A 13087-nucleotide genomic window follows, 5' to 3' on the forward strand; every position below is an offset into this window, starting at 1 on the left:
TTAAGCCGAGAGAAACGCTGGAGCAGTATGCAAGAACCACACACCAACACAAAAATAACACATTATCAAACAATTAACAACAAAAAAGCAAGACACACATTAAAACAATCCACCCTGCATTCCTCCTTTAACGCGCCCGAGGTGCTTATAAGCGAGCTCTGTCACCTCACGACCACGGGGAGTACGGATTATAAAGCCTTGTTGAATAAGAAAAGGCTCATAGACCTCCTCGATGGTTTCTGCATTTTCAGAAACAGCGGTAGCCAATGTCGTAATACCTACAGGACCTCCCTTGAACTTGTCGATAATGGTAGACAGAATTTTATTATCCATTTCATCTAAGCCATGCGCATCGACATTCAAAGCCTTTAAACCATATTTTGCGATCTCTATGTCGATTTTCCCGTTACCCTTGATCTGAGCGAAGTCACGCACCCTGCGCAATAAGGCATTCGCAATACGGGGAGTCCCCCTGCTTCTTCCCGCAATCTCGATAGCAGCTTCCATGGAGATAGGCACTTTAAGGATAGAAGAACTACGCTGGACAATATCAGCCAGCAATTCTGTAGTATAATACTGTAACCTGCTACTGATACCAAAACGGGCTCTCATAGGCGCTGTAAGAAGTCCTGAACGTGTAGTTGCCCCTACCAAAGTAAACTGATTCAGGTTGATCTGAACGGTTCGCGCATTAGGCCCGCTTTCGATCATAATATCTATACGAAAGTCCTCCATAGCAGAGTACAAATACTCTTCTACTATCGGGCTCAGGCGATGGATCTCATCGATAAACAGAACATCCCGGTCTTCGAGGTTCGTTAGTAACCCGGCCAAATCTCCGGGTTTATCCAATACCGGACCGGATGTCACTTTAATACCTGCGTCCAATTCGCTGGCAAGAATATGAGCGAGGGTGGTTTTCCCCAATCCCGGAGGACCGTGAAACAAGGTATGATCGAGCGCATCTCCTCTCAGGTTGGCAGCTTCGACAAAAACCTTAAGGTTTTCGAGCACCTGATCCTGTCCTGTAAAATCATCGAAAGACAAGGGTCTGAGTGCTTTTTCTATATCGACTTCATCAGGAGAAAACTGCTCTCCGGTAGGATCTAAATACTCATTCATACAACGCAAATATAACACAAAAAGAAAAGCCCTTTCAGTTTCGAAAGGGCTTTATATTATATCGGTTGAATTCTAATGATTCAATTCTTCTTCGTTTGGCTGCAACGGCACTGTTTGCGGAACAAAGTCCTGACCTGCCAGTACGTATTCACCATTTTCATTGGTCTTGCTATAGTCATAAGCCCATCTGTGTACCTCAGGAATTTCACCCGGCCAGTTACCGTGAACGTGTTCTACAGGAGTAGTCCATTCTAAGGTAGTAGCATTCCAAGGGTTCTGCGTAGCTTTCTTACCATAGAAGATACTATGGATAAAATTGTATACAAATACTAACTGGGCCGCACCCGCCAATAAGGCAAATGAAGTCATTACTACCTGGATATCTGTCAGGTCATCAAACATAGGGAAAGCCGTGTTCTCATAGTAACGTCTAGGCAAACCGGCCATTCCAACAAAGTGCATTGGGAAGAATACTCCGTAAGCTGCTATTGCTGTTAACCAGAAGTGAACATAACCCAGGTTCTTATTCATCATTTTCCCAAACATCTTAGGGAACCAGTGATATACCCCGGCGAACAATCCGTAGATTGCCGAAATACCCATCACCAGGTGGAAGTGAGCCACTACGAAATACGTATCATGCACATTGATATCCAATGCACTGTCTCCCAGAATAATACCTGTTAAACCTCCGGTAATGAATGTCGATACCATACCGATTGAGAACAACATCCCTGTATTGAACTGCAGGTTACCTTTCCACAATGTGGTTATCCAGTTGAATGCTTTTACAGCAGATGGAATTGCGATTAATAATGTTGTAAAAGTAAATACCGATCCTAAAAACGGGTTCATACCGGATACGAACATATGGTGCCCCCAAACGATCGTTGATAAAAAGGCAATTGCGAGAATAGAGGCGATCATCGCTCTATATCCGAAGATTGGCTTACGCGCATTGGTGGCCATTACTTCAGAAACTATACCCATTGCAGGTAAAATAACAATATAAACCTCCGGGTGTCCTAAGAACCAGAACAAGTGCTCGAACAATACCGGAGACCCTCCCTGGTAATGTAACACTTCCCCCTGAATAAATATGTCTGATAAGAAGAACGAAGTACCGAAACTTCTATCCATGATCAATAACAACGCTGCTGAAAGTAATACCGGGAATGAAACAACCCCGATAATAGCAGTAATAAAGAATGCCCAGATAGTTAAGGGTAATCTGGTCATAGACATTCCTTTTGTTCTTAAGTTCAATACCGTTACAATATAGTTTAGTGAACCTAATAAAGACGATGCAATAAAGACAGCCATAGACACCAACCAAAGTGTCATCCCTGCTCCTGAACCTCCCTGAGCCATCGGCAATGCACTTAACGGCGGATAGATTGTCCAACCGGCTGCCGCAGGACCTGCCTCAACAAATAAAGAGATCACCATAATAACGCTCGAAAGGAAAAACAACCAGTAAGAAACCATGTTCAGGAATCCCGATGCCATATCCCTCGCACCGATTTGTAAAGGTATCAACAAGTTACTGAATGTACCACTCAACCCTGCTGTAAGCACGAAGAACACCATGATCGTTCCGTGCATAGTTACCAATGCCAAATATATATCTGCATCCATTACTCCGTCGGGAGCCCATTTACCTAATAAAGCTTCGAACACAGGGAATGATTCTCCAGGCCATGCAATTTGCATTCTGAATAATAATGACATTGCAATACCTATGAATCCCATGATCAAACCAGTAATTAAATACTGCTTAGAAATCATTTTATGATCAAGGCTGAAAATGTACTTAGAAACAAAAGTTTCTTTATGATGATGCCCGTGATCGTGTGCTGTTGCTGACATAATCTTTATCTATTTATATAATATCGTTATTCGTAATTTACTTTTAATTATTGTACAGATTCCCCGAAGGTCTTTTGCTGGCCAAGCCACTCTTTATACTCTTCTTCAGTCTCTACTACAATTTTCATCTGCATGTTGTAGTGCGATTTACCACAAATCTTATTACATAACAATATGTAATCGAACTCAACATTAACCTCTTGCCCCCTGTCTTGAACTGCCTGTGCATTTTCTGCCCTGAGCTTATTAATGTTCTTATATTTCTTAACTATCCCCGGATCCTGTCTCATTTCTTCTGTTGTCACAGTAGGTGTAAACGCAAACTGGGTAATCATTCCCGGAACACAGTTCATTTGCGCCCTGAAGTGAGGCATATAGGCAGAGTGAAGAACATCTTGCGATCTCATTTTGAACAATACTTTCTTCCCTACCGGAATATGAATCTCCGTAGTCGAGATAATATCATCTTGTCCGTTAGGATCAGACTCGTCTAAACCGAGGATGTTTGCTTTGTCCATATCGATCAGACGTACGTTAGCATCACCCAATACGTTATCTGCCCCTGCATAACGGGCTTTCCAGTTAAATTGTTGTGCATATAATTCGATAACAATCGGATCTTCTTCATCGGTAACATCCATCACTTTCGTCCATGTATACAGTCCGTAAAGGATTAATGCTGCCAGTACAATAACAGGGATGATGGTCCAGATAAACTCTAATTTATCATTATCTGCATAGAACAGTGCCTTTTTCCCTTTTTCACCTCTGTATTTATATGCAAAATAATGCAACAACGCCTGTGTGATAAACTGTACGATAAAAATCAGCACTAATGAAATCAGCATCAGGTTGTCATAATCTTTACCATGTTCAGAAGCAGGGGTTCCTAAAACCACTCCTCCCCATTTCCACAGTGAATATATGGTCAGCAAGTATATGAATACCAAGAAGCCGTACATCAGGTAACCGTTTAGCTTGTTATCCTTATCACTTGCAATTTGTGAATTATCCGCACTTGCTTGCGACAATTCGAATATCTTAGTCATTTGCCAGATGGCTATGGCTACCAGTACGAGAACTATAATAGTTAATAAAGCAGTCATGTTATTATTTCCTGTTTACTATTTAATTTCTAATTAATAATGAAAGTGTTTACTTTCTTCAATGAATGGGTTACGCTTAGGCGTTAACGGAGCCTTGGTAAGCGCAGTGAATACAACATAAATGAATAGTCCTAAGAAGAACAATACAGCTCCGATCTCTGCTATTCCGATGTACCACTGATCTCCCACAGTAGCCGGCATAATCATTACGTAAATATCGATATAATGTCCTAAAAGAATCACAATACCCGCCATTACTACAAACCAGTTAACGCGTTTGTAATCGCTGTTCATCAGTACCAGCAACGGGAATACAAAGTTCATTACCAACATTCCCAGGAACGGTAACTTGTAGTCTTCAAGCCTTGTTACAAAATATGTAACTTCTTCCGGAATATTTGAATACCAGATCAACATAAACTGAGAGAACCAAAGGTAGGTCCAGAATATACTGATCGCGAACATAAACTTCGCAAGATCGTGCAAGTGACTGTCGTTGACTTGTTCTAAATATCCTTTCGACTTCAGGTATATTGTTATCAGTGCTATAACAGTGATCCCAGACACAAACATACTGGCGAACACATACCATCCGAATAAGGTACTAAACCAGTGTGGATCAACACTCATAATCCAATCCCAAGACATCATAGACTCAGATACAAGGAAGAAAACCAAGAATCCTGCAGAAATTCTGAAGTTCTTTTTAAAGTAGCTGTCATCTTCAGCTGTATCCTGAGCAATTGAGAACTTTCTTGAGAAATGGCGGTAAGCGACCCAACCGGCTATATAAATCAAAGCTCTTATAAGGAAGAAAGGCACATTCAAGAAACCTGTCTTACCCTGAATTAATTCGTCATGCGCAACTACTTCAGAATCCATCCATATGAACAAGTGGTTTAAATGCATCCCTGAGAGTACCAGAATAACAAAAACTATTGCCGCACCAGGTAAGAGGTAAGCCGTTATACCTTCCATCACCCTGAACAATAGCGGGGACCATCCTGCTTGTGCAGCTCTTTGTATTGCATAAAAGGCCAACACCCCTAATGCAATCATCATAAAAAAGAATGCCGCCACATATAATGCAGCCCATGGTTTATTTTGTAACTGATGTAACAAATGTTCATCGTGAGCACTATGATCTTCAGCAGCATGAGCATCGTGCGATGCTGTAGCATGAGCAGCTTCCTCACCATGGTTATCTCCGTGATGAGCGTCGACTACCATTGCCTTGGCTTCTTCTACAGTAGTAGGTGCGGAAATGAATCCGTATCCCCAGGCCAACAGACCAAGTATCATCAAAACAAAAGCACCAGTCCTTAATTTACTTGAAAACGTGTACATATCTAAAACAATATATCCTTAATTCGATTATTTATTTTGTTAAGTCTCCCTTTAGTTTCATTACATAAGAGGTTACCTGCCATCTTTCCTTTTCATTCAACTGAGCAGCATGTGAGCCCATTGAATTTCTACCGAAGTAGATAACATGGTATACGCTTCCATCAGTAATTTCCCTGTCTGCATAGCTAGGAACACCTAAAAACTTCTCTCTTTTCACCAATGTTCCCTGACCATCGCCTTTATCGCCATGACAAATTGAGCAGTAAATACCGAACAATTCTTTTCCTTTGGCCATATCAGCTTCCACATTAACAGAATCTAACGGACTTAATAAATTGGTCTTAGCATCAAGATAACCTTCTTCCGTATTTGGAAAATCATAAGGCATCCAACCTCTGTTCACAGTGCCTTCAGCAGGCAACTGAGCCTCAACTCCGTTCCGGAAAGCGGCAGACTCCTGATAAGGTTCATATCCAACAGACTCGTACATATTAGGCATAAACTGATAATTGGGTCTCGACTCATCTGCACAAGAAGAAACCAATGCAGCTATACCAAAAACAATTCCTATTTTAACAAAGCTCTTCATCATTGTATTAGTGCTTTTCAGATATTTTTACTTCAACTGCCCCTGTTTCATTCAACAATGCAGTTAATTCATCTTCGTTTCCGTGTAATGAAACTTCCATTAAGAAATGGTCGTCTGTTGTTCTTACATCAGGGTTTTCAGCTTCTTTAAATGGCCATAATTTACTTCTCAGGTAAAAAGTGATCACCATTAAGTGCGCTGCAAAGAAAACTGTTAGCTCAAAGATAACCGGAACAAATGCCGGAAGGTTTTCGAGGAAGCTAAAGCTTGGTTTACCTCCGATATCCTGAGGCCAGTCTTCTATCATTATAAAATTAAGCATCGTGATAGCAACCGTTAACCCCAAACATCCGTACAAGAAAGAAGCTATGGCGATTCTTGTTGGAGCCAGTCCCATGGCTTTATCCAGGCCGTGCACAGGGAATGGCGTGTATATTTCTTCGATATGATGATGAGCTGCTCTAACTTTCTTAACAGCACTTAATAAAACATCATCGTCATTATATAAGGCTTGTACAACTTTATTACTCATGGTTGCCGTCTCTTAGTTTTTTATACTTTTCTCCAGATGATTTCAAAATAGTCTTCACTTCGGCCTGTGCAATTACAGGGAATGTTCTTGCATAAAGAAGAAACAACACGAAGAAGAATCCTATAGTACCCACGTAAATTCCGATATCTACGAATGTTGGCGAGAACATAGTCCATGAAGATGGAAGGTAATCGCGGTGCAGTGATGTAACAATAATCACAAAACGCTCAAACCACATTCCTATATTTACCACAATCGAGATAATGAAAGAGAACATAATACTTGTTCTTAGTTTTTTAGACCACATGAACTGCGGTGAAAACACGTTACAGGTCATCATAGCCCAGTAAGCCCAAGCATAAGGTCCGGTAGCTCTATTCAAGAAGGCATACTGTTCGTACTCAACTCCTGAATACCATGCGATGAACAATTCTGTGATATAGGCACAACCTACGATCGAACCTGTGATCATGATAACGATGTTCATCAACTCTATATGTTGTACTGTGATATAATCTTCTAAATTACATACCTTCCTCATAATAATAAGCAAGGTATTCACCATTGCAAAACCTGAAAAGATCGCTCCTGCAACGAAGTAAGGAGGGAAGATCGTCGTATGCCATCCCGGAATAACCGAAGTAGCAAAGTCGAATGATACAATGGTGTGTACAGAAAGTACCAACGGGGTAGCCAAACCTGCCAGCACCAGAGATACTTCTTCAAATCGCTGCCAGTCTTTTGCCCTTCCACTCCAACCAAAACTGATCAGACTGTATATTTTCTTCTGGAATGGCTTTACTGCTCTATCGCGGATCATTGCAAAATCGGGAAGTAAACCTGTCCACCAGAACACTAACGACACCGACAAATACGTTGAGATCGCAAATACGTCCCAAAGTAACGGCGAGTTAAAGTTAACCCATAGCGACCCGAACTGGTTTGGGATCGGGAGTACCCAATATCCTAACCAAGGTCTCCCCATGTGGATAATCGGGAACAATCCGGCCTGAACTACCGAGAAAATTGTCATTGCTTCAGCAGAACGGTTAATTGCCATTCTCCATTTTTGACGGAACAAGAGCAATACTGCTGAAATCAGTGTTCCTGCGTGACCGATACCTACCCACCATACAAAGTTGGTAATATCCCAGGCCCATCCAACTGTTTTATTTAATCCCCAGGTACCTATACCTGTTGAAACGGTGTATATAATACACCCTAATCCCCATAGAAAGGCAATTAAAGAAATTGAAAAAACAATCCACCACTGCTTATTTGCTCTTCCTTCAACCGGCCTTGCAACATCAACTGTCACATCGTGATAAGATTTATCTCCGGTTACTAAGGGTTTACGTATAGGTGCTTCGTAATGCGACGCCATATCCTTATATAATTGTTTCTTGTATTAGTAATTAATTATGCTTCGTTTGTATTTCTCACCTTCACGTGATAGAAAACATTTGGTTTGGTTCCAACATGTTCTAATAAGTGGTACATACGATCGCTTTCTTTTAATTCGGCAATCTTACTATCCTTATCGTTCACATCTCCGAACATCATTGCTCCCGAACTACAAGCCGCAGAACAAGCTGTCTGGAATTCACCATCTTTGATTTCTCTACCATCGCGTTTCGCATCAAGAATTGTTTTCTGTGTCATTTGAATACACATAGAACATTTCTCCATAACACCACGCGACCTGGTTACAACGTCCGGATTCAATACCATTCTACCAAGATCGTCATTCATATGGAAATCGAACTCATCGTTATTATTGTACAGGAACCAGTTAAAACGACGAACTTTATACGGACAGTTGTTAGCACAGTAACGAGTACCCACACAACGGTTATATGCCATATGGTTCTGACCTTGTCGACCGTGTGAAGTTGCCGCCACCGGACATACTGTTTCACAAGGAGCATGATTACAGTGCTGACACATTACCGGCTGGAATGCTACCTGAGGATTGGCCGCAGGATCTTCCATTTCGCCAAACTCACTCATTGAACTTCCGACACCGGAGATATTATCTTTCTTTTCATTATCACCCGCAAAGGTATCTTCAGAAGAATAATATCTATCAATACGCAACCAGTGCATATCCCTGGACTTTCTCACTTCACTCTTACCTACTACAGGAACGTTGTTTTCAGCGTGACATGCTATAACACACGCCCCACATCCCGTACAGGCATTCAGGTCTATCGACAAATTGAAATGATGCCCGATTGATCTGTCAAACTCATCCCAAAGATCTACCGAAGTAGCCTCTACCTCCTGATGGTTAAGAGACACTTTTGGCGTATGATTCCAGTCTTTAGCGTCTTTCGTATTAAATATTTCAAGGGTCGTTTCTTTAACGATATCCCCTCTACCCATTAAAGTATTATGAAGCTGAACACAAGCAAACTCGTGTTCACCACCAGCTTTTTCTATCGTAACCCCCTGTACTTCATTAAAGCCCTGATACAAGGCATAAGCATTTACTCCGGTCTGCATCGCTGCTTTTAAGCCTTTCGTTCTTCCGTAACCCAATGAAAGTCCGACCGAACCTTTAGCCTGACCCGGCTGGATCAGAACAGGGATATTGTTTACTGCAACACCATTTACGGTAATATTGGCATAATTACCATTAAGCCCACCATTAGCCACGTGCCAGTTCTCAAGACCAAGCACTTCAGCATCGGCCTTGGACACGGTTAAATAGTTATCCCACGAAGCTCTTGATATCGGATCAGGAAACTCTTGCAACCATGGGTTATTGGCCTGTTGTCCGTCTCCCATACCTGTTTTAGCATAAAGAACCAATTCCATACCTGCATCGGCAGTACTTGCCAGTGCCCTGAGCATATTCCCCACTGAAGGAGCTACTACTTCTCCTTCTATCGCTGAATCTCCGGACGCTCCATCTGCATTAACAGGAGCTGCAACAACCTCAGTCATATCACCTTGTGACTGAGCCCGGGATCCGGTCATAAAGAACCCGTCGTGCAATGCTTTATTCCATGACGAACCGTTTAAGACTGAAGCTTCCCAGTTGGTTTTTATATAATCGTAATAAGAAACATCACTTCCTGTCCATTTTAATAATGAATCCTGGAACTGACGGGTATTAAACAAAGGTCTTATTGTAGGCTGCATAAGGCTACAATACCCTTTCTTGATTTCTACGTCACCCCACGACTCCAAATAGTGAGGGGCCGCAGCTATATAAGTAGCCAGTGCTGACGTCTCGTCTTCTTTCATAGAAAAAGCCACAGACAGATCAACATTCTTCAAGCCTTCAACAAACTCAGATGCATTCGGCAATGTGTAAACAGGATTAACCCCGCTCATAATCAGCGCCCCTACTTTACCTGAATTCATATCGGCCACAAGCGAAGCCATTTTCTTAGCATTACCCTGCCTTACAAGCTTAGGCGCATCTTTATCAAAAGCCCTGCTTGACAACATCTCGTTTATATCCAACACGAGACCTTGTGCATTTTCATCCTGGATACCTGTAACAACAACCGCTTTAGCTCCTTTAGCCTTTACCTGGGCAGCTGCACTTTTACAAGCAGCATCAACAGCTTCCGGCAGATCGGCCGAAACTGAAGTTCCGGTCAGATACCCATAAAACTTGGCAAGTGCCTTTTTTTGCTGCGACGGAGTAAGAGGAATACGCTTATCCGCATTTGCACCGGATAACGTCATATTTGACTCGAACTGGACATGACGTGACATTTTCCCTTTGGCAGGAACACGTCCTTTAGCATAACCCGACTCATAGCCTCCACCCTGCCAGTCTCCTACAAAATCAGCACCGAAAGAAACGATCACTTCAGCTTTTGAAAAATCATAATCAGCCAAAGCTCTTGTTCCGTATTTAGCCTCAAATGCATCTAAAGCAGCATCATTCGACACAGCATCGTACACCACATGACGCACATTACCGTACTTCAAAGCAAACTCCGAAATCAATTTTGAGGTTGAAGGACTTGCAAAAGTCTGAGTCAACAAAACAATCTGCTTTCCTCCTGAGGCCAACGCGTTTAATTTAGCAACAACCGCTGCATCCAAGTCTTCCCAGGAAACATTTTCTCCGGCAGATTTAGGCGATTGTACCCGTAAGCTATCATATAAATCTAAAACCGACGCATGAACTCGCGCATTCGCACCACCGCCAACTTTAGCTTCGTTATTACTTTCAACTTTAATCGGTCTTCCTTCACGTGTTTTGATCAACACATTCGCAAAATCATAACCATTGGCAATTGCAGTAGCATAATAGTTAGCAACACCTGGACGAATTTGCTCCGGCTGAACCACATAAGGAATCGATTTTTTCACCGGACCTTCACAAGCAGCCAATGTTGCTGCCGCTGTACTGAATCCGACATATTTTAAGAAGTCTCGTCGAGAAGTTGAAGACGAATCAAGATTTTCTTTATCGCCTAAAAATTCATCTACCGGTATCTCCTGTACAAACTCATTCTGTTTAAGCGTTTCAACGATAGAGCTATCTGCATTCAGCTCCTCGACACTTTTCCAGTATTTCTTGTTTGACGCCATGTTATTATTGAAATTAGCTTCTTTACAAATTTATTAATAGTGACACTTACCACATTCCAAACCACCCATCTGCGCAGCTGTAAGTTTCTCTACACCATATTTCTTAGATAATTCTTCGTGAATCTTCTCGTAATACTCATTACCTTCCATCTTCACATTTGTCTCACGGTGACACTCGATACACCATCCCATGGTTAACGGAGAGTACTGATACAACACCTCCATCTCTTCTACAGGACCATGACATTTCTGACACTCCAACCCTGCCACAGAAACGTGCTGTGAGTGGTTAAAGTAAACAAAGTCCGGCAAGTTATGGATGCGAACCCACTTTACAGGTTCAGTCTCGCCAGTGTACTGCTGTGCAGTAACATCCCAACCAACAGCTTTGTATAGTTTCTGGATCTCTCCTGTGTAAAAATCTTTTGTATATCCATTAGCAAGATCTTCCTCCCCGGTATACTCCATCACATTCTTATGACAGTTCATACAAACATTCAAAGAAGGAATCCCGGAAGTTTTGGAAACTCTTGCTGACGAGTGACAATACTTACAATCTATCTGATTATCCCCGGCATGTATCTTATGTGAGAAATGAATTGGCTGCACAGGCATATACCCCTGGTCTACCCCTATCTGCATCATATAACCGTAAGCAAAATAAGCACCGATCAACAACAAAGCTATCGAGGAAACCAACACCAAAAACTGATTTTTAACAAACGCCTTCCATATCGGCAAACGTTTCTCTGCTTTTTCAAACTCTATGCCATTAGCCTCAGCAATACGCTTCAATGTTTTATTCACCAAGTAAAGCATTACCACCAACACCCCGAAAACAAGCACTAAAGCAGCCAGGATAACATCATTGGAAAACCCCGAAGACCCTCCGGCGGCACCGGCATCGACAGCCGTAGCCACAGCTTCGGTCGGTTCCGGCTTAGGTTCCATGGTATAAGCAATAATATTATCGATATCTTCTTCAGACAACTGTGGAAACGCGGTCATCGGCGACCCGTTATATTCATCAAAAACAGCAACAGCCTGCGGATCTCCGGCCTTTACCATAGCTGCACTATTGTGAATCCAATCATACAACCACTGTTTTTCATACTTATCTCCAACACCCCTCAGCGCTGGACCTGTCATTTTTCTATCAAGGTTATGACATGCTGCACAGTTAGTATTAAACAACTGCTTTCCTTTAGCAGGATCACCATCTTGCGCGAAAAGAGACGTTGAGAACATTAGCATTAGCGCTAATCCGATACCTAAAATTCTAGAAGTTGAATTACGGTGTACCACCTTTTTCATATTAAAATACGTGTTATCAATCTTAATTTGGCACGATTTTTATTCTACTCTAAGAAGACCGCCAAAAAGCCTTCTGTTAAATTCGGTCACAAAAATACGACTTAGAGTCGATTTCGGAAATGTTAGAGAAGCGTTAACAACTAATTTATAACAATTCTAAATAAATTTTTTCGTTATCATTTACAAGATAAAATTACTTTTGCATAAAACATCTGGAAACATGAACATATTAAAAATAAACTATCTCACTGTCACTCTGTTTTTTAGTTTACTGTTTACGCATATTTCTTCTGCCCAGGAAGGAAAAATCAACATAGATAAAGACCCGCGAATAGATCAGCTTTTAGCAGCGAAAAAAGCTCTAAACGAAAGCAAATTAAGCAATGGAAGATTAAGAATCCAGATCTACACCGGTTCGTTGGGAGCCGCCCAAAGAGCCAAAGCTGTTTTTGACGGAAAGTTCAAAGACATCCCCTCAGAAATTGTTTTTGAAACCCCCAACTACAAGGTAAGGGCAGGCAGGTTCAGAAACCGGCTGGAGGCAGACAAATTTCTTACTGATGTAAAAAAAGAATTTCCAAGTGCATTTATATTAACACCAAAAAAAAGCGGTAATTAAAATTACCGCTTTTTTATTTTACACTAAAT

At 41.7% G+C, this 13087-nt stretch carries 10 protein-coding genes; 1 reads left to right on the forward strand and 9 read right to left on the reverse strand.

All coding sequences use genetic code 11. The annotated features are described in order from the left end of the window. Positions 1-99 precede the first annotated feature (99 nt). The 9 genes from ruvB to MQE36_RS02745 all read right to left on the reverse strand — a co-directional run bounded on the left by ruvB (position 100) and on the right by MQE36_RS02745 (position 12439). The gene (gene ruvB / locus MQE36_RS02705) at positions 100-1122 is read right to left on the reverse strand and encodes a Holliday junction branch migration DNA helicase RuvB (protein ID WP_242937664.1); all 1023 of its coding nucleotides are present in this window, start codon (positions 1120-1122) and stop codon (positions 100-102) included. Positions 1123-1194: 72 nt separating this feature from the next. Further along, positions 1195-2991 (reverse strand): cytochrome c oxidase subunit I, encoded by a 1797-nt coding sequence (locus MQE36_RS02710; protein ID WP_242937665.1) that lies wholly within the window; start codon positions 2989-2991, stop codon positions 1195-1197. 47 nt (positions 2992-3038) lie between these two features. Further along, positions 3039-4097: a cytochrome c oxidase subunit II gene (locus MQE36_RS02715; protein ID WP_242937666.1), complete on the reverse strand. Its 1059-nt coding sequence runs from the start codon at positions 4095-4097 to the stop codon at positions 3039-3041. 33 nt (positions 4098-4130) lie between these two features. After that, entirely contained in the window at positions 4131-5444 is a 1314-nt protein-coding gene (locus MQE36_RS02720; protein ID WP_242937667.1) for a quinol:cytochrome C oxidoreductase, read from the reverse strand. A 31-nt stretch (positions 5445-5475) separates the two neighbouring features. Then, on the reverse strand, positions 5476-6033 hold the full coding sequence (locus tag MQE36_RS02725; RefSeq protein WP_242938805.1) for a c-type cytochrome: 558 nt from the start codon (positions 6031-6033) through the stop codon (positions 5476-5478). Positions 6034-6040: 7 nt separating this feature from the next. Next, positions 6041-6565, reverse strand: a complete 525-nt coding sequence (locus tag MQE36_RS02730) for a DUF3341 domain-containing protein (protein ID WP_242937668.1) — start codon at positions 6563-6565, stop codon at positions 6041-6043. Beyond that, entirely contained in the window at positions 6558-7949 is a 1392-nt protein-coding gene (gene nrfD, locus MQE36_RS02735; RefSeq protein ID WP_242937669.1) for an NrfD/PsrC family molybdoenzyme membrane anchor subunit, read from the reverse strand. The genes MQE36_RS02730 and nrfD overlap by 8 nt, the downstream gene beginning before the upstream one ends. 35 nt (positions 7950-7984) lie before the next feature. Then, the gene (locus tag MQE36_RS02740) at positions 7985-11125 is read right to left on the reverse strand and encodes a TAT-variant-translocated molybdopterin oxidoreductase (RefSeq protein WP_242937670.1); all 3141 of its coding nucleotides are present in this window, start codon (positions 11123-11125) and stop codon (positions 7985-7987) included. Positions 11126-11158: 33 nt separating this feature from the next. Further along, positions 11159-12439, reverse strand: coding sequence for a c-type cytochrome (locus tag MQE36_RS02745; protein WP_242937671.1), 1281 nt, complete (start codon positions 12437-12439; stop codon positions 11159-11161). Between the two features lie 220 nt (positions 12440-12659). On the opposite strand from MQE36_RS02745, the gene MQE36_RS02750 reads away from it, so the two are divergent. After that, a complete protein-coding gene (locus tag MQE36_RS02750; RefSeq protein WP_242937672.1) occupies positions 12660-13058 on the forward strand; it encodes an SPOR domain-containing protein in 399 nt (132 codons plus the stop codon). Positions 13059-13087 lie beyond the last annotated feature (29 nt).

It is taken from the genome of Zhouia spongiae (assembly GCF_022760175.1).
Taxonomy (GTDB): domain Bacteria; phylum Bacteroidota; class Bacteroidia; order Flavobacteriales; family Flavobacteriaceae; genus Zhouia; species Zhouia spongiae.